General features: G+C 67.7%; 14 protein-coding genes and 2 tRNA genes. 13 read left to right on the top strand and 3 right to left on the bottom strand.

The features are described 5' to 3' along the window. The first annotated feature begins 181 nt into the window (after positions 1-181). The 5 genes from BKN51_RS25025 (at position 182) to BKN51_RS25005 (ending at position 6,479) form a co-directional block, all read left to right on the top strand. The gene (locus BKN51_RS25025) at positions 182-1,225 is read left to right on the top strand and encodes a 3-isopropylmalate dehydrogenase (protein WP_101609931.1); all 1,044 of its coding nucleotides are present in this window, start codon (positions 182-184) and stop codon (positions 1,223-1,225) included. 280 nt (positions 1,226-1,505) lie between these two features. Then, entirely contained in the window at positions 1,506-3,125 is a 1,620-nt protein-coding gene (gene cimA, locus BKN51_RS25020) for a citramalate synthase (protein WP_101609930.1), read from the top strand. Between the two features lie 142 nt (positions 3,126-3,267). Then, positions 3,268-3,486 carry a DUF397 domain-containing protein gene (locus BKN51_RS25015; protein ID WP_233222994.1) on the top strand — a complete coding sequence of 73 codons (219 nt, stop codon included), beginning with the start codon at positions 3,268-3,270 and terminating at the stop codon, positions 3,484-3,486. 222 nt (positions 3,487-3,708) lie between these two features. Beyond that, positions 3,709-4,575 carry a helix-turn-helix domain-containing protein gene (locus BKN51_RS25010; RefSeq protein WP_101609928.1) on the top strand — a complete coding sequence of 289 codons (867 nt, stop codon included), beginning with the start codon at positions 3,709-3,711 and terminating at the stop codon, positions 4,573-4,575. Between the two features lie 269 nt (positions 4,576-4,844). Beyond that, positions 4,845-6,479: a toll/interleukin-1 receptor domain-containing protein gene (locus tag BKN51_RS25005; protein WP_101609927.1), complete on the top strand. Its 1,635-nt coding sequence runs from the start codon at positions 4,845-4,847 to the stop codon at positions 6,477-6,479. Here the strand turns inward: BKN51_RS25005 and BKN51_RS25000 are convergent, their stop codons facing one another. After that, positions 6,480-8,510: an ATP-binding protein gene (locus tag BKN51_RS25000; protein ID WP_101609926.1), complete on the bottom strand. Its 2,031-nt coding sequence runs from the start codon at positions 8,508-8,510 to the stop codon at positions 6,480-6,482. It lies immediately after the preceding gene. A 156-nt stretch (positions 8,511-8,666) separates the two neighbouring features. Here BKN51_RS25000 and BKN51_RS24995 point away from each other — a divergent pair, with 156 nt between their 5' ends. After that, positions 8,667-9,440 carry a fumarylacetoacetate hydrolase family protein gene (locus tag BKN51_RS24995; RefSeq protein WP_101613441.1) on the top strand — a complete coding sequence of 258 codons (774 nt, stop codon included), beginning with the start codon at positions 8,667-8,669 and terminating at the stop codon, positions 9,438-9,440. A gap of 67 nt (positions 9,441-9,507) precedes the next feature. Here BKN51_RS24995 and BKN51_RS24990 read toward each other — a convergent pair whose 3' ends face one another. Continuing rightward, positions 9,508-10,746, bottom strand: a complete 1,239-nt coding sequence (locus BKN51_RS24990; RefSeq protein WP_168214385.1) for an FAD-dependent oxidoreductase — start codon at positions 10,744-10,746, stop codon at positions 9,508-9,510. A 533-nt stretch (positions 10,747-11,279) separates the two neighbouring features. Between BKN51_RS24990 and BKN51_RS24985 the strand changes: the two genes are divergently transcribed. The 3 genes from BKN51_RS24985 to BKN51_RS24975 all read left to right on the top strand — a co-directional run bounded on the left by BKN51_RS24985 (position 11,280) and on the right by BKN51_RS24975 (position 12,342). Beyond that, a complete protein-coding gene (locus tag BKN51_RS24985) occupies positions 11,280-12,014 on the top strand; it encodes an HAD family hydrolase (RefSeq protein ID WP_168214591.1) in 735 nt (244 codons plus the stop codon). 51 nt (positions 12,015-12,065) lie between these two features. Continuing rightward, positions 12,066-12,137, top strand: a tRNA-Gln gene (locus BKN51_RS24980). 132 nt (positions 12,138-12,269) lie between these two features. Next, a tRNA-Glu gene (locus BKN51_RS24975) sits at positions 12,270-12,342 on the top strand. A 394-nt stretch (positions 12,343-12,736) separates the two neighbouring features. On the opposite strand, the gene BKN51_RS24970 is transcribed toward BKN51_RS24975, so the two are convergent. Beyond that, positions 12,737-13,336 carry a TetR/AcrR family transcriptional regulator gene (locus tag BKN51_RS24970; RefSeq protein ID WP_233222995.1) on the bottom strand — a complete coding sequence of 200 codons (600 nt, stop codon included), beginning with the start codon at positions 13,334-13,336 and terminating at the stop codon, positions 12,737-12,739. Positions 13,337-13,419: 83 nt separating this feature from the next. Between BKN51_RS24970 and BKN51_RS24965 the strand changes: the two genes are divergently transcribed. The 4 genes from BKN51_RS24965 (at position 13,420) to BKN51_RS24950 (ending at position 17,489) form a co-directional block, all read left to right on the top strand. After that, a complete protein-coding gene (locus BKN51_RS24965) occupies positions 13,420-14,517 on the top strand; it encodes an FAD-dependent monooxygenase (RefSeq protein ID WP_101609922.1) in 1,098 nt (365 codons plus the stop codon). Between the two features lie 134 nt (positions 14,518-14,651). Beyond that, positions 14,652-15,434: an MBL fold metallo-hydrolase gene (locus tag BKN51_RS24960; protein ID WP_101609921.1), complete on the top strand. Its 783-nt coding sequence runs from the start codon at positions 14,652-14,654 to the stop codon at positions 15,432-15,434. A gap of 26 nt (positions 15,435-15,460) precedes the next feature. Next, a complete protein-coding gene (locus tag BKN51_RS24955; RefSeq protein ID WP_101609919.1) occupies positions 15,461-16,306 on the top strand; it encodes an SDR family NAD(P)-dependent oxidoreductase in 846 nt (281 codons plus the stop codon). A 49-nt stretch (positions 16,307-16,355) separates the two neighbouring features. Then, complete coding sequence (locus tag BKN51_RS24950; RefSeq protein ID WP_101609917.1) at positions 16,356-17,489, top strand: epoxide hydrolase family protein; 1,134 nt, start codon at positions 16,356-16,358, stop codon at positions 17,487-17,489. The last annotated feature ends 15 nt before the right edge of the window (positions 17,490-17,504 follow it).

The raw sequence follows: 17,504 nt of genomic DNA, 5'->3' as shown, positions 1-17,504 counted from the left end.
TTTCCGCCAGGGCGTCCCTTCTTGTATTCACTCTTTCGGCTGTCTCGCTCTGTGGGAGATTCCGGCATAAGGGTGGTGCGGCTACGGCTACCGGGCTACGGCCGGTAACCTTCCGCTGCTGGCGTTTTCTTGCGGATGGGCCATCCGGACTGCCGGTGGCCTGGTCTACGGAGGTGTGTGGATGCGGCTCGCGGTGATCCCAGGAGACGGGATCGGGCCCGAAGTGGTCGCCGAGGCGCTCAAGGTGCTCGGTGAGGTCGTACCTACGGCGGAGATCACGAACTACGACCTCGGCGCCGCCCGGTGGCACTCCACCGGTGAGCTGCTTCCGGAGTCCGTGCTCGGCGAACTCCGTCAGCACGATGCGATCCTGCTGGGCGCGGTGGGCGACCCGACGGTGCCGAGCGGCATTCTGGAGCGTGGTCTGCTGCTGCGGCTCCGTTTCGAGCTCGACCACCACGTGAACTTGAGGCCCGCCCGGTTGTACCCGGGAGTGCGCGGCCCGCTCGCGGAGTCGGGCGAGATCGACATGGTCGTCGTGCGTGAGGGCACGGAAGGCCCCTACGCCGGCAACGGTGGCTTGCTGCGCAAGGACACGGAGCACGAGATCGCGACGGAGGTCAGCGTCAACACGGCGTTCGGCGTCCGGCGCGTGGTGACCGACGCGTTCAACCGTGCCGAGGCGCGGCCCCGCAAGCACCTGACGCTCCTGCACAAGACGAACGTGCTGGAGTACGCGGGCTCGCTGTGGTCGCGGATCGTCGAAGAGGTCTCGCTGGAGCACCCGGAGGTGACCGTCGCCTACTCCCATGTGGACGCGGCGATGATCCACCTGGTGACCGACCCGTCCCGATTCGACGTCATCGTGACCGACAACCTGTTCGGCGACATCGTCACCGATCTTTCGGCGGCGGTGACCGGCGGCATCGGGCTGGCGGCGAGCGGGAACCTCGACATCACGCGGCGGAACCCGAGCATGTTCGAGCCGGTGCACGGCAGCGCGCCGGACATCGCGGGCCAGGGTCTCGCCGACCCGACCGCCGCGGTGCTGTCGGTCTCGCTGCTGCTGGACCACTTGGGACAGAAGGAAGCGGCGCGGCGGATCGAGGCCTCGGTGGCCTTCGACCTCGCGACCCGCGATCAGGCGTCGCCCGGCGCGACGCACGCGATCGGTGACCGGCTGGCGGCGCTCGTGTCGTCGAACGTGCGCCCGGTCACTCAGTAGTCGGCCCTGAGATGAAGGGGACTTTCATTGCAGAATTTGCAATGAAAGTCCCCTTCATTGCATTCGGGGGGGCTCCCAGAAGGTGGGAAGTGTCGCCCGGCCTGTGGACGCCCGCCGGAGCGTGTGCCATGATGCGTTCGTGACCTCCTGCACCATCATTATCGCCGAGCGCGCCGGATAACAGCTCCACAAGAGCCCCCGGCGCGCAACCTCTCGCACCCATGCGGGAGGTTTTTTTGTTGCCCGAACCAGCTTTGCCTCCCGCCACAAGGAGTTTCCCGTGAACCGCACGGAGCCCGCCGATACACCGCTCGGCGACGCATTCCACCTCTACGACACGACGTTGCGCGACGGCGCGCAGCGCGAGGGGATCTCCTACTCCGTCACGGACAAGCTGGCGGTGGCGAGGCTGCTCGACGATCTCGGGGTCGGCTTCATCGAAGGCGGATGGCCGGGCGCGCTGCCCAAGGACACGGAATTCTTCGCCCGCGCCGCTTCCGGCGAACTGAAACTGCGGCACGCCGCGCTCGTCGCGTTCGGTGCGACGCGGAAGGCGGGCACCAAGGCGGACCAGGACAAGCAGGTGCGGGCCCTGCTCGATTCACAGGCGCCGGTGATCACGCTGGTGGCCAAATCGGACCTTCGTCACATCGAGCGCGCGCTGCGGGTCGACGTCGGCGAGGCCTGCGCGATGGTGCGGGACACCGTCGCCTTCCTCGTCGGCGAAGGACGCCGCGTCTTCCTTGACGCGGAACACTTTTTCGACGGCTACGCGTTCTCCCCGGACACCGCGCTGAAGGTGCTCGACGCGGGAGTGAACGCGGGCGCCGACGTCGCCGTGCTGTGCGACACCAACGGCGGCCAGCTGCCGCTCGGTCTCGCGGAAACCGTCCGCGAGGTCAAGGAAAGGACCGGATTCCGGCTCGGAATCCATTGTCAGGACGACACTTCCTGCGCGGTGGCGAATTCCGTCGCCGCCGTGCAGGCCGGCGTGACGCACGTCCAGTGCACCGCCAATGGGTACGGCGAACGGGCGGGTAACGCCGATCTGTTCGCCGTCACGGGAAATCTGGTGACCAAGCTCGGTATGGAGGTGCTCCCGACCGGAGGCGCCGCCGAGCTCACCCGGGTCTCCCATGCTCTTGCCGAAATCGCCAACCTCGCCCCCTACACCCACCAGGCTTACGTAGGGGCGTCGGCTTTCGCTCACAAGGCGGGACTGCACGCGAGCGCGATCAAGGTGGATCCGTTGCTGTACAACCACATCGATCCAGCTTCTGTCGGCAATGACATGCGGGTACTGGTCACCGAGATGGCCGGCAGGGCCAGCCTGGAGCTCAAGGGACGTGAGCTCGGGGTCGACCTTGCCGGCCAGCCCGAGGCGCTGACGAGCGCCGTACGCAAGGTGAAGCAACTCGAATCCGAAGGCTGGTCCTTCGAGGCCGCGGACGCTTCACTGGAACTGCTGCTGCGGCGGGAGGTCGACGGCCCGCAAAGCGACGTCCTCGACGAACCGCCGTTCGAACTCGAGTCGTACCGGGTCGTCCTGGACCACCGCTCCGACGGCCAGGTCGTCTCCGAGGCGACGGTGAAGGTGCACGTCGCCGGGCAGCGCGTGATCGCCACCGCCGAGGGCAACGGCCCCGTGCACGCGCTCGACGCCGCCCTGCGCGAGGCACTCAGCCCGCACCTGTCCTGGTTGGACAGTGTGGAGCTGGCCGACTACAAGGTGCGCATCCTGCCCGGCCACCCGGGCACCGACGCCGTCACGCGCGTGCTCGTCGAGACCAGCGACGGCGAGCGGGAATGGACGACCGTCGGCGTGCACGGCAACATCGTCGAAGCGAGCTGGCTCGCGTTGTGCGACGCGCTCGTGCACAAGTCCCTGACCGAGGCATGAACCGCGATGGTAGGTGAAAATCCGCCTGTCGGCGGTGTTTGACGATCACACTCCGCCGCTAACCTGAATGGTGACCTGAAGGGGACAGGCGCCGTCTCGCCTGCTACCGGTCGAGCGTGCCTGCCGAGGATCGGGGGCACATGTGGCGTCGCTGGATGACCTGCAGCGGGAAGAAACCGATTTCGCGCGGCTGAAGTGGGTCAAGAGCTCGGCCAGCAATGGCGGTGGAAATGGCGAATGCGTCGAGGTTCTCGTCGCACAAGACGTTGTCCTCGTCCGCGATTCGAAGTCCCCGGCAGTGGTCCTCCGTTTCCCCTCAGGTGCGTGGAAGGCCTTCGTCGAGAGCCCTCTCGGCGGCTGAAGTCATCGCCGCCCCTCTCCGGTCCTGTCCTGTGGCAGGACCGTTCCGGCATGTTCCGGGCCGATGAAATGCGGCTATGCGGATAGCTGCATGCCACTTGGCGTAACGCAACCTGGCCTAGTGATAGCTCACGATCGGGACTATGGCAAGGTGACGCCTATCATAAAGAATGCTACCGTTCTGCTAGGTGGCAGATTGCAGGAATCGGGAGGACTGTAGATCATGACGAGGGCCGAAACTTCGGTGAACAGCCAGAGGCGCCTGCTGGCTGCTGTGCGAGAGGCTCGCGACGCGCTGAGCCTGACGCAGAAGGAAGTCGCGGAGGCCCTCGACTGGTCTGTATCCAAGCTGACGCGTATCGAGAGTGGAACGGTGGGTCTCTCGACGACCGATTTGAAGGCGCTGCTCCTGCACTACGGGATCACGGACCGGGACCGGGTCGAGAACTACGTGCGACTGGCGAAGGAGAGCAAGAAGCCGGGCTGGTGGGATGAGTACCGGCACTTGTTCAAGCCGGATTTCGTCCGGTTCCTCGGGCTTGAGGATTCGGCGGTGCTGATCCGGCAATTCCACTTGCTGCTCGTGCCCGGATTGCTCCAGGTGCCCGAGTACATCCGCTCTCTCATGTCCGCGGGTGCCAACACCCCGGACGAGGTCGAGCGCGGAATCGAGGTGCGCCTCATCCGTCAGGGACGCCTGCGGAACGAGGAGCTCGAGCACTTCTTCATCATCGACGAGTCGGTCCTCTACCGGCGGGTCGCCGATGTGGCCGGATGGCGAAAGCAACTCACCCACCTGCGAGACATGGCGAAGCGGCCCAACGTGACCTTGCAGATCCTCCCGTTCAAGGCCGGGTATTTCCCAGGGATGAGGAGCTCGTTCCAACTGCTGGAGCTGTCCGACCAGGAGAACGACTACTACCTCACCGTCGAGCAGCCCTCGGGTGACGTCTATTTCGACGAAGCGAGCGGTGCGGCCCAGGGGGCCGAACATCTGAAGATCTTCTTCCAGCTCGAAGATGCGGCGTTGCCGCCCGAGGAGACCCCGCGGGTGATCGACGAGGTGCTGGCGAAACTGGAGGAAGCATGAGATAGCCGGACGTAAAAGGGCGACTTCTGCTGGCACAGAAGCCGCCCGAGTGGCAATACCCACCGGACTCACCGCGTAGCGAGGCGTGGACGTACTGCCGAACCGTCAGCATACGACCTCATCGCCTCAGGATGCTGCCCCCGTCCCGGTGGCCGTCGGCGTTCACCTGTCCGAGCGGACAGGTGCGCCGCGGCACCGCGGACCGACGGGCGGCGAATGGCCTTGTCCGACGAAGTGGCAGGACGCCACCTCGTTCCAGGAGGATCCAGATGAGGGTCTTTATCAGCTATGCCCACGACATCCAGGGCAGGAAGGTCGCTCAAGCGCTGGCCGAAGCCCTGCGGAAGCGCGGGGTCGACGTTCTCTGGGACCGCGATCTCCCCGAGGGGAATCCCGTCTCCCTGCCGGAATGGATCGTCACCGCGGTGTCGGACTACCCGGTGCTCTGCGTCCTGTCTCCCGACTACGTGCTGAGGTTCGGTTCGGGCGACGGAACAGCCGCGCGCAAGGGTGTCCTGTTCGAGGGCCGCGTCCTGCAGCGACGGATCTACGATCACACCGACGTCGGCGGCTGCCCGGTCATCCCGGTCGCGGATCTCGCCTTCTCCGCCGACCTCGCTCCGGTCGTGCTGAAGAACCTGGTGATCTCACGCTTCGACGCGGACACCGAAGACGGCTTGGAACAGATCATCCGCCGGTTGCTCGCCTTGAGCCCGATGCCGACGCCTGCCCGTCCGTCGGCCCCTGTGCCCGAGGCGGGCGGGGAGATGGCGCTGATGCACGACCTCGAAGCGGCCGCACCGTCGTCGGCGGCGGGGCCGTCTTTGGTGCACGACTGGCTCGCCGTCGTCGCCGACTTGAGCCGCACGGACCTCGTACGGGCGTTGCCGGCGGTCGAACGGATCGTCAAGGCCGCCGGGGACGCGGAGGTGATGAGAGAGGTGACCGAATGTTGCCTTCGTGCGCTGCCGGGCGGCGCGCTCGTCGCCGAAGACCGGCGGACGAAGGCGTGGCTGCTCCTGCGTTGCAGGGCATGGCATCTGCACCGGATGCACGAGCTGTCCGCCGCCGTGTCCACTGTGGACGAGGGGATCCAGCTGGCGAAGGAGTGTGGTGACGGCTGGATGGTCGCTTTTGGCAAACGTCTGCTGGCGACCCTGCACGGCGAGCTGGCCGAGGTCTCCCGCGCGGACGCGCGCAAGCACCATCTCGTCCAGGCGGTGGAATGCGCGACAGCGGCGAGCGCGATGTTCCACGCGTTGGATCCCGCCGGTGACGAATACGGGGCCTGCTGCAACGTCCTCGCCTGCGTCTGGTTCACCCAGTACCGCCTCGACCGGGACCGCTCGGCCTTGAAACGCGCGAACAAGCTGGCGGACCAGGCCGTCACCTACCTTCCCAAGGACCGAAGCCGCGAGTACCACGAACTCCTGATCCTCCGGGTACGGATCTCCATCGCCCGCGGCGATCTCGCCAGGGCGAGGGACTTGGCGGACAAGGCGCTCGCCTCGCTGGCCTGCCACGCCGACGACGGCGCCTCCTACACCGAACTCCTCGGGTCCGCGCATCTGGCGCGGGCGGAGTTGAGATTGAAGGAGGGCGGCCGCGACGCTCCGGTGAACGCGGCGAGGGACATCAGCCTGGCGTTGAAGTTCTTCGAGGAGATCTCGCTGCCGTATGCCTCCGCGACCTGCCGATGGTTGCTGGCCAAACTCGTGCCGGGGACCGCCGGGGTCGAGCACGGGGACGTCCGGATCTGCGAGCGGCTCTTCGCCGATACCCGAATCCGATTGCGCGGCCTGGAGGAGCGGAGCCGCCGGATCGGGGAATGTGTCGGCGGTCGCTGGGGTACCCGGCGCGGGGACTGGAGGGAGATCGCGCGCAAACTGCGCAGCCAGGTTTGATCATGAGCGCAGGGTCGCCAGCCGTCCCCGGACCCGTTCGGCGTCCGGGAGCCGATGCTGGGCGACGTAAAGCTCGTAGGTCCGCTTGAAGTACTCCGCCGCCTCGTCGAGCCTGCCGCTGGAGAACTGTGTTTCCGCGAGGTGTTCGGTCACCTCCGCGGCGAAGAACCGGTTGTCCTGCCTCAGGCTGAGTTCCAGCGCGCGCAGATACGAGCGCTCCGCCTCCTGGGGAAGGCCCGCGCCGCAGGCGATGGAACCGAGGTTGTCGAGGGTGACGGCCACGCCGCTGTCGTTGTCGTGACTTTCGTGCAGGGACAGGGCGGTGGTTGCGTACTCGCGAGCCCGTTCGTGGTCGCCCAGCTCCGTGTACTGCTGCGCGACCGCGTTCAGCGCGTGCGCCTCGCCCACCTGGTTTCCCGCCCGGCGATACAGCTCGAGCGCCTGCTCGGCATGCCAGAGCGCGTTCTCACGATCCGCCCGGCGTGCGTGGGCGCGGGCGAGGTCGTGGTGGGTGTGCGCCTGTTCTTCGGGGCCGGCGGCCGCGGCCAGCGCACGGGACAGCCAGTGCAATGCCTCGTCGAGCAGACCTGCCCGGGTGCAGGCCCGGCCCAGCTGCCGTTGCGCGAGGACAAGCATGACGGGGGAGTCCAGCCGCTCGGCCGCGTCGACACCGAGCCGAGATGTCTCGACGTTGTCGTGGATCAAGCCTTGCCGGTGCTGGTAGGTGTCGAGCGCGCGGGCGAACCACCACACCTGCTCCGGGAGGCCCTCGGTGGCGGCCAGCCGCTGCACGGCGGGCAGGGTGCGGTGCTCGGCGGCGAACCACTCCAGCGCGGCCGCCTCCCCGGTGAATTCGAGGGCTCTGACCCCGCGTTTGGGCACGGGAGGGTCGAGCTTGGCACGATGCGGGTACAACCGGCGGTCGGCGTGCAACGCGGTGTGGAGGTAGAAGTCCACCGTGCGCCGCTTCGCCGACACGAGTTCCGCCGTCGGATCGAGCCGTTCCGCGAGTTCACCGGCGTAACGGTGCACCAGGTCGTGCATCCGGTAGCGCTTCGGTGAGTGCTGGTGCAAAAGGCTTTTGAGGTCGAGCGAGCGCAACAGGGCCGCCGTCCGTGAGGTGCCCGACGCCAGCAGGCTCGCGACGGCGGCCTCGTCGAATTCGGGCAGCGGGAAAATCCCGAGCAGCCGAAAGCCGCCGGCCTCGTCGAATCCCAGGCCACGGTAGGACCACGAGAGGACGGTCCGCAGGTCGGCCGACCCGTCACCGGCGTCGAAGACGTCCAGGCGGCTACTACTGCTGCGCAGTTCCTCGGCCGTCACGGACAGGGGCAGGTCGGGCCTGCTCGCCGAGCGCGCCGCGATCAGCGACACAGCCAGCGGCAGTCCCGCGGCGTGGGCCAGCAGGAGGTCCACCGCCTCCGGTTCGGCTCGTACCCGGTCCGCGCCGACCTGGTGAGCCAGCAGCTCACGGGCCTCCGACGCCGACAACGCGTCGAGCCGGACCGACGTCGCGCCGCGCAGCCGGAGACCGGCCAGGTTCGTCCTGCTGGTCACCAGTACCGCGCAGGAACGGGTGCCGGGCAGTAGCGGCGCCACCTGGGCGAGATCGGCGGCGTTGTCGAGGACGACGAGTGTTCGCTTCCCGGCGAGCACACTCCGGTAGAGCGCTGCGGCGGACCGCTCGTCCGAGGGGAGGGCTGCGGGCGCCACTCCGAACGCCCCGAGGAACGAGTGAAGCACCGACAGTGCCGACGGTGGTTCGGCGGGCCGGTCGAAGCCGCCGAGGTCGGTGTAGAGCTGGCCGTCCGGGAAGCGGTCCAGGTGCTGGTGCGCCCAGTGCAGCGCGAGGGTCGATTTCCCCATCCCGCCCGGCCCCTCGACGACCACGACGGACGCCGGATCGACGAGCGGGCCTAACGTGCGGGTCAGAACCGCGGTCTCGTTCTCGCGGCCGACCAGCCACGGAGGTGGGAAGGGCAGCTGCCGGGGAATCACCGCCGGATTCGGGGGACAAGCGTCGGCGGTCATCTCGCGGCCTTCCCCTCGCCTGGGCGTGCCATCGGCCCGACTTCCGATCGTCGCGCTTGCCGGGCGGTCACACAGCACCTGGACGGGTGCACTTTCGGTGGCTTTCGGTACATCCGGCCGGAGCAGGCCGTGATCGGCACCCGTAAGGTGGATGGCGTGCGTCTAGCCCGAATTGCTCATCCCGGTGGTGTCGCGTTCGCTTCGATCGAAGGGGACGGCGACGACGCCCAGGTACTGGAAATCGCCGAGCACCCCTTCGGCAACAACCCCAACTTCACCGGCAAGCGCTGGCCGCTCGCCGACGTCCGGCTGCTCGCGCCGATCCTGCCGTCGAAGGTGATCGCGGTCGGCCGGAACTACGCCAAGCACGCGGCCGAGTTCGGCAACGAGATCCCGGCGGACCCGATGCTGTTCATCAAGCCGTCGACCTCGGTGATCGGCCCCCACGCGCCCATCCGCCGTCCGCGCGGCGTCGGCCGGGTGGATTTCGAGGGTGAGCTGGCGATCGTCATCGGCCAGCCGGTCAAGAACGTGCCCGCCGCCCGTGCGGCGAGCGCGATCCTCGGCTACACCGTGGCGAACGACGTCAGCGCCCGAGACCTGCAGAAGTCCGACGGCCAGTGGGGCCGGGCGAAGGGTTTCGACACCTTCTGCCCGCTGGGTCCCTGGATCGAGACCTCGCTCGACGCGGCCGACCTCGCGCTCAGGTCCGAGGTGGACGGTGAGCTCAAGCAGGACGGCCGGACATCGGACCTGGTGCACAAGATCCCCGAGCTGATCGAGTTCGTGTCCGGCGTGATGACCCTGCTGCCCGGCGACGTCATCCTGACCGGCACGCCCGAGGGCGTCGGCCCGATCGAGGACGGCCAGTCCGTTTCGATCACCATCGAAGGCATCGGCACCCTGACGAACCCGGTGCAGGACGTCTGAAGCGCGCTATGAAAGTCCCCTTCATTGCAAAATTTGCAATGAAGGGGACTTTCATTACATCCGGAGGCTAGCTCTCCGCAGGTTCCATCGCCCGCCGCGCGAAGGCCGGGGCGTGCTCCGGCCGGAGGCCGAGGCCCAGCAGCCGTGCGGGGAAGTAGGAAAGCACCGGGAAGCGGCTGAACAGCTTCACCATCACCACCGGCGGGCCGTTGCGCTTGCCCTCCATCACCGGCCGCATGATGTTCTTGTGCAACAGCCGTTGCAGCCCTTGCACCAGCATCGTCGGCGCGAGACGGCGCTTGCGGACCTTCGCCAGGTCCGCTTCCGTCGGCCTGCCGCGGCGCAGCGGCTCGGCGAGCAGGGTGGCGGCCGCGACCGCGTCCTGCACGGCGAGGTTGACGCCGACCCCGCCGACCGGTGACATCGCGTGTGCCGCGTCACCGATGCACAGCAGCCCGTCGAGATGCCATTTCCGCAGCAGGTTGAGCTTGACGTCGAGGAACTTGACGTCGTCGGTCGTCTTCAGCTCGCCGACGCGGTCGGCGAATTCGGGGCAGACCTCGGCCACGTTCTCCCGGAACCATTCGATGCCCTTGGTCCGCAGGTCCTCGCCCTTCGGGCCGAGGTAGGCGACCTGGAAGTAGCCCTTCCTCGGCAGCGGCACGGCAAACCGGCGATTCCGCATCTTCGGGGTCAGCCTGCCCTCGAGTTCGCCGTCCCGCCGCGAAATCCGGAACCACCACGCGTCGAACGGGGTGTCGTACTCCTTCGGGATCAGCCCGGCCTCCCGCCGGGCCAGCGACCAGCGGCCGTCGGCGGCGATCACCAGGTCTGCGCGCAGTTCGCCGGTCCGCCCCTCGGCGTCGCGGTAGCGAATCCCGCTGACGCGGTCCTGCGCCAGGATCAGGCCGGTCATCTCGGTGCTCTGCCGCAGCGTGAACGTGGGTTCCTTCGCGCCTGCGTCAGCGAGCAGGTCCAGGAAGTCCCACTGCGGGACCATCGCGATGAAGGGGTGCGCCACCTTCAGCCTGCTCAGGCCGGCCAGCCGCATCATCGTGCCGTCCTCGGCGGGGAATCCGGCGTAGGCGATCTCGCTGTGCGGCAGGCTGAGGAACTTCTCGCTGAGACCCAGTTCGTCGAGCAGGGTCAAAGTCGATGGGTGCACCGTGTCGCCGCGGAAGTCCCGCAGGAAGTCCTTGTGCTTCTCCAGCACCGTGACCTCGACCCCGGCCCTGGCCAGCAGCAATCCGGCGACCATGCCCGCGGGGCCACCGCCGACGATCACGCAGTTCGTGCGTTCGTTCATCCGTCCCACCCCTTCGAAACTCTTATTCATCACTTGTTGAATAAACTCAGCATGCACCTGCCCGGCCGGTGCGTCAAGCGCCATCCGGGCGGATGCGCCGTTCGGGCTATGGCGCGGATCTCACCGGTCCTCGGCCATCTGTCTACATAGGACTTAGTGTGCTCGGACCGTCCTGGAAGGACAGCGGTCGCGGACGCGCCCTTGTGGACTGTCCGCGATTCGGACCGCGTAAGGATTTCGTTGTCATCACAGGGAGTGCGTGCGTCGAATCGGACGTGGCGCCGGGTATCGACATTTCACTCGCCCGCCCGCGTTAGCCGTTGTCGGGTAACTAAAACACGACATCTCACCAACTGGGAGTAGAGCGCACGCGCCGGAACAGAGCAGCCTTAATCACCTCATCGGCAGAGTCGCGATCGCCCTGGGTGCCCTAGCCTCACTTGGTGGATTTCGCTCTCGTGCCCCGGACCCCGTCACGAACCACTCCGGCCGTTCCGGACGGAGCCCCTTGGGAGCCTCCGGAGTTGCGGTTGGTGTGCCTCGACATCGACGACACGTTGATCGACTGCACGGCGGCGATCCGGCTCGGCCTGCGCGCGCTCACCGGCCAGAACGACCTTTGGCCGCTGTGGGATCTCATCACCGAGGAGCACGTCGCGCTGGTGGTGGCGGGTGAAATCGATTACGAGACGATGCATCACAAGCGTACTGAATGCTTCCTCGCGGAGATCGGCATTCTGGCCGACGAAGACCAGGTCATCGGCTTCGAAAAGCGCCGTCGTGAAATCCTCACCCGTTCGTGGCAATTGTTTGAAGATGTCCTTCCGTGCCTGGAATGGCTGCGTGCCGCCGGCGTGCTCATCGCGGCGGTCACGAACGCCTCCGGTGCGCATCAGCGCAAGAAGATCGCCGATCTCGGACTCGCCCGGTTCTTCGACCACGTGGCCATCGCCGGTGAACTCGGAGTAGCCAAACCGGACCCGGCGATGTTCCACTCGGTCTGCCTCGGTCTCGGCTGCGACCCGGCGCAGGCCGTCCACGTCGGCGACAAACTCGACACCGACGCCATCGGCGCACGCGACGCCGGCCTGGGCGCCGTCTGGCTCGACCGGGACGGCATCGCCGAGCGCGCCCCGGCGGGCGTGCACACCATCGCCGGCCTCGACGAGCTCCCTGAGCTGCTCGTTTCCGAGTTCGCGAAGCTCGGCGTCCCGGCTCAGCGCGCTACGGAGACCCCCGCTTTCACGGTGCGGAACAGCGTGCTCTAGTATTTCTTCTCGTGCGGCACCGAGCCGGTCAAGATCGGAACGGTACCTCACTGGGGTATGGTGTAATTGGCAGCACGACTGGTTCTGGTCCAGTTAGTCTAGGTTCGAGTCCTGGTACCCCAGCTGGAGAACTCTCCGGAGTGAAACACAGAGTGACCCCCCTGCGAAGGCGGGAAACCCGGTCTGGTAGGTTTCTCCACAGCAACACAGTAGGTGAACAACTGAAAACCTCCTTCTGAAGGAGGAAAGATCCTAGCCCCCGTCGTCTAGCGGCCTAGGACGCCGGCCTCTCACGCCGGTAGCGTGGGTTCGAATCCCATCGGGGGTACAAAAGCCTCATCCAAGAGCGTCGATCGAAATGATCGGCGCTTTTTGCTATTCCGGGAATCAGCATAGCGTCGGTGATCTTTTCCCGCTTCTGATGGCGGTTCAACCCCGATCGTCACGACGTCGCCGAGGCTCTGCTTCAGACACTCTTCGAGCTGAGCCACTTCGGCTTGAACAGTGTTCTCAGGGCTTTCGCGAACGGGTCGTCGGGGCACGGTCTTGGGCGTTGGAGGCGCTGTCGTCCACAGTGGCCAGGTCGGCGTGTGGATCGGTGCCGCCGCGGTTGTTCTTCCGGGGGCAGCACAAGTAGTGGGCCGATCGCCCTCGGTGTCAGAAACCGTTGTGACGTAAGCAGAATAATGGCGATATTCGGGATGAAGGTGACACTGAACGGGTCAGGTTGATCGCCGCCACGGGGTGAGTGCCACCTCGGTGGCGGTCCGCATGGCGGCCTGCAGCGTGGCAGGGTCGGCCTTGTCGGCCTTGTCGAGGAGGGCTTGGAGCGCGCCGCTGACGGCGCCGACGAACGCGCCCGTCAGTGCCGCCGCGCGTACCAGGTCCAGCTGGTCGGGGAAGGCCTCTGCCAGGTGCTTCGCGATCTCGCGTTGGGCGTCGAGCTGCAGCTGCAACGCGCGGCCGCGCACGGCGGGCACGGTCTGGATCAGCTGCAGCCGGAGCGCTGCCAGTGGGCTGACCATCTCCTCGCTCGTGTCGTTGATCTCGCCGAGGGTACGCAGCAGCACGTCCGCCGGTCCCTCGTCCGGGCCGCGCGTCGCGATGGCGTCGATGGCCGCCCGCACGCGCTCGTCGGCGTCGGGGAACAGCAGTTCCTCCTTGCTGGCGAAGTAGCTGAAGAACGTCCGCGCGCCGATCTCCGCCGCCGCCGCGATGTCGGCGATCGTCGTCTCGTCGTAGCCCTGGCGCTCGAACAACTCCGTCGCCGCGTCGATCAGGGCCTGGCGCGTGCGGGCTCGCTTGCGGTCGCGAAGGGACATGGACGGCAGCATACGCAGGTCGGCAGTCAGTGCAAATCTGCACTCATTGCAAATGTGCACTCACTGCGGTTAACGTCGTGGGCATGACGAAGAACGTGCTGATCTCCGGGGCAGGCGTGGCAGGCTCGACCCTCGCCTACTGGCTGGCCCGCAATGGTTTCAAGCCCACGGTCGTGGAGCGGTCGCAGGGCCTGCGCTCCAGCGGCAACCCCGTCGACATCCGCGGGCCCGCCCTGCCGGTCGTCGAGGCCATGGGCGTCGTGCCCCGGCTGCGGGACGCCGCCACGACGTCGAACCGGATCCGGTTGCTGGGTGTCGACGGTCGCCTGGTCGCCACGGTGGCCATGCCCGCCAAGGGCAACGAGGTCGAGATCCCCCGGAACGACCTCGCCACCATCCTGTACGAGGCGGCCCGGGACGACGCCGAGTTCCTCTTCGACGACACGATCACCGCGCTGCGCCAGGACGAGCACGGTGTGGATGTCACGTTCGACCGTGCCCCGCCCCGCCGGTTCGACCTCGTGATCGGCGCGGACGGGCTGCACTCCACCGTGCGCCGCCTCGCCTTCGGCCCCGAGCGTGATTTCGTGCGGCTCACGGGCATCTACGTCGCCACGACACCGTTCAGCGAGCCGGTCGACCACCCCGAGGACGTGCTCATTCACAACACGCCGGGCCGGCTGGTCGCCCTCCATCCGTCACGCGGCAAGGGCGGGGTCGCGTTCATCTTCCGCGCCGAGGTCGACCACTTCGACCACCGCGACATGGCGCAGCACAAGCGGATCGTCACGTCGGCGTACGCGGGCGTCGGGTGGCGGGTGCCGGAGCTGCTCGACCGGTTGCGGGACGCGGAGGACGTCTTCTTCGACGCGGTCAGCCTGGTCGACCTTCCGTCGTGGTCGAAGGGCCGCGTCGCGCTGGTCGGCGACGCCGCGTCGTGCGTGTCCCTGCTCGGTGACGGTTCCAGCCTCGCCATCGCCGGCGCACACACCCTGGCCACCGCGCTCGCTGCGGACGGAGACCTTGCCCGGTACGAGGCCGAGCACCGCGCCAGGGTGATGCCGAAGCGGCGCACCGTCAAGCTGGCCGCGGCGATGCTCGTGCCGAAAACCAGGCTCGGCCTCGCGACACGGAACCTCGCGGCGCGCGTCAGGTCACCGCGATCATGGCTGCTTGAGTGACCTGAGCTTCGCGTCGTTCCTGCTCGGCCTGCTTCCGGCTACATGTGACGAAGTTAGCGTACGGGCGTTCGCTATTGATTTAGCGAACGCCCGTACGCTAACTTTCGGCGACCACCGCCGACAAGGAGTACGGGATGCGAACACGACGACTGGGCTGGGCCGGACTGGAGATCGAGGCGGACGGTGAGCGGCTGGTGATCGACTACGTACGGGACCTCTCGCCACTGTTCACCGGATGGCGGTCCGGCGACAGGCTGCCGGCACCGAGCGGGACGGCCGGCGCCGCGCTGGTCACCCACCTGCACCGGGACCACACCGACGCGGCCGCACTCGCGGGCGTGCTGGAGCCGGGAGCGCCGGTGCTCCGACCGGCACCGGGCCACGGCGACGACGTGGACAACGTGACGACCCTGCAGGCCGAACGCGAGCTGGCCTTGCACCGACTGGCCGCCGAAGTCGTGGATCCCTGGTCCGCTCGCGAAATCGGGCCGTTCCTCGTCACCGCGATCCCCGCCGTCGACGGACTGGGCGACCCGCAGCTGAACTGGGTGGTCCAGGCCGACGGGCAGCGGATCTTCCACGGCGGCGACACGATGTTCCACGGCTACTGGTGGCTCATCGCGCGCCGGTTCAGCCCGTTCGACGCCGTGTTCCTGCCCGCCAACGGCGCGGTGGTCGACGCGCCGCATCTCCAGCCGCCGAGTCCGCTGCCCGCCGCGATGGACCCGAGGCAGTCCGCCGCCGCCGCGGAAATCCTCGATGCCCGGTACGCGGTTCCGATGCACTACGAGGCGGAACAGCCGGACAAGATCGCGGGCTACGTCGAGGTCGCCGACCCGGAGAAGGAGTTCCGCGCGCACGCCGGACAGCGCGCGCACGTGCTGGCCGTCGGGGAGTGGCTGGACCTGTCCGCATGACCGCGACTCCGCGACGAGGCCCCGGCATGGACGCAGTCGGTTCGGGGCAAGGGAAAGGACTCCGGGTGAGTACAGAGAACAGGGTCGTCGCGGTCACCGGCGGCGGTACGGGCATCGGCGCGGCGGTGGCCCGCCGCTACACGGCCGAGGGCGCGAACGTGGTGGTCCTCGGACGGCGGCGCGAACCGCTGGAGAAGGTGGCGGAGGAAACCGGTGCGCACGTCATCGCGTGTGATGCCAGCGTGACCTCGGACGCGGAGAACGCGGTCGCGGAGATCGTCGGCCGGTTCGGGCGGCTGGACGTCGTGGTCGCGAACGCCGGCGGGCACGGGCTGTCGTCGGTGACCGACACCGACGACGAGGAGTGGGAGTTGGCGTTGCGCTCGAACCTCTCGAGCGCGTTCGTGTTCTGCCGGGCCGCGCTACCCACGCTGGTGGAAGCCGGGGGACAGGTGGTGATCGTGTCCTCGTTGGCCGGTCTGTTCGCGGGTCCCGACGTCGCGGGGTACACCGTCGCGAAACACGCGCTGATCGGCCTCACCCGGTCGATCGCCCGCGACTACGGGCCCCACGGTGTCCGCGCGAACGCGGTTTGCCCCGGTTGGGTCCGCACCCCGATGGCCGACGGCGCAATGGAACGGTTCGCCGAATCGGCAGGGTTCGCCGGAGGGCGGGACGAGGGCTACCGTCGGGCGACCGCCGAGGTCCCGCTCCGACGCCCGGCCGAACCGGACGAGATCGCCTCCATCGTTCGGTTCCTCGGCTCGCCGGAATCGTCGTACATCACCGGCGCGGTCCTGGTCGCAGACGGCGGCGCGCACGCGGTCGACCTGCCCACACTGGCCTTCGAACGCGTCGGCACGGACACCTGACGCCGGCCTCCCAACGTAAACTCGCGACGTCGAGTGCAAGGAGAAAACCATGGTGCCCGATAGGCCCGTACTCGAGGTCACCGATGCCGAACTCGGTGAGCTGCGAGCTCGGCTGGCCGCCACGCGATGGCCGGCTCCGTGGCCGGTGACCGGCTGGTCGGCGGGAACCGATCCCGGTGAGTTGCGGCGACTGGTCGCCTACTGGGCGGCCGGCTATGACTGGCGTGCTCACGAAGCCGCCATCAACGTGCTGCCCCACCACGTCGCGGACATCGCCGGGACACCGGTGCACTACCTGCGTTTCGACGGGGAGGATCCGGAGGCCCTGCCGATCGTGCTGACCAACGGGTGGCCCAGCTCGTTCCTGGAGTTGACCGACCTCGCCCGGCGACTGGCCACCCCGTCCAAGCACGGTGGCAGCGCGGCGGACTCGTTCACCGTCATCGTCCCGTCGCTGCCGGGATTCGCCTTCTCCCCGCAACGGCCCTCGCTCACGGATCCCTTGCAGACCCACGAACTGTGGCACTTGCTCATGCACGAGGAACTGGGTCTCGCCCGGTACGGGGCGCACGGCACAGACCTGGGCGCGGGCATCACCTCCCGGCTGGCCGAAGCCCATCCCGACGCTGTGGTGGGTATCCACTTGGCGGCCGTCGCCAGTCCGGTCGACTACGACGACGAGAGCATCACCGCGCAGGAGCGCGCCTACCTCGACTCGGTGACGACCTGGTCGGCGAAGGAAGGCGCGTATCAGCACCAGCAGAGCACCCGGCCCGTCACCTTGAGCTACGGGCTGGCTGACTCACCGGCCGGGCTGCTCGCATGGATGATCGAGAAGTACCGCGCGTGGAGCGACTGCGAAGGCGATCTGTCCTCGCGGTTCAGCGACGACTTCCTGCTGACACAGGCGTCGCTCTACTGGTTCACCAACACCATCTCGACCTCGTTCCGGCCGTACTACGAGTACGGCGAGAACATGACGCGCAGAGTCGAGCGGATCGAGGTCCCCACCGCCCTAGCGCTGTTCCCGGCCGACCTCACCCGGCCGCCGCGCAGCTGGGCCGAGCGCACCTACAACATCACGAGGTACACGGAGATGCCCCGCGGCGGTCACTTCCCCGCACACGAACAACCCGAGCTGCTCGCTCACGACCTCACCGACTTCTTCCGGCCGCTGCGGTGAGAACCGGACTGTCGA

The organism is Amycolatopsis sp. BJA-103 (assembly GCF_002849735.1).
Lineage (GTDB): Bacteria > Actinomycetota > Actinomycetes > Mycobacteriales > Pseudonocardiaceae > Amycolatopsis.
Note: the sequence above shows the minus strand (reverse complement) of the source record. Positions and strands in the feature narration are given on the sequence as shown.

Coding starts and splice junctions, on each gene's coding strand:
- BKN51_RS24950 (WP_101609917.1), top strand. CDS start 16,356: ATGGTGCCCGATAGGCCCGTACTCGAGGTCACCGATGCCGAACTCGGT.
- BKN51_RS25025 (WP_101609931.1), top strand. CDS start 182: ATGCGGCTCGCGGTGATCCCAGGAGACGGGATCGGGCCCGAAGTGGTC.
- BKN51_RS24960 (WP_101609921.1), top strand. CDS start 14,652: ATGCGAACACGACGACTGGGCTGGGCCGGACTGGAGATCGAGGCGGAC.
- BKN51_RS25005 (WP_101609927.1), top strand. CDS start 4,845: ATGAGGGTCTTTATCAGCTATGCCCACGACATCCAGGGCAGGAAGGTC.
- BKN51_RS25000 (WP_101609926.1), bottom strand. CDS start 8,510: ATGACCGCCGACGCTTGTCCCCCGAATCCGGCGGTGATTCCCCGGCAG.
- BKN51_RS24965 (WP_101609922.1), top strand. CDS start 13,420: ATGACGAAGAACGTGCTGATCTCCGGGGCAGGCGTGGCAGGCTCGACC.
- BKN51_RS25010 (WP_101609928.1), top strand. CDS start 3,709: ATGACGAGGGCCGAAACTTCGGTGAACAGCCAGAGGCGCCTGCTGGCT.
- BKN51_RS24970 (WP_233222995.1), bottom strand. CDS start 13,336: ATGTCCCTTCGCGACCGCAAGCGAGCCCGCACGCGCCAGGCCCTGATC.
- BKN51_RS24990 (WP_168214385.1), bottom strand. CDS start 10,746: ATGAACGAACGCACGAACTGCGTGATCGTCGGCGGTGGCCCCGCGGGC.
- BKN51_RS24955 (WP_101609919.1), top strand. CDS start 15,461: ATGGACGCAGTCGGTTCGGGGCAAGGGAAAGGACTCCGGGTGAGTACA.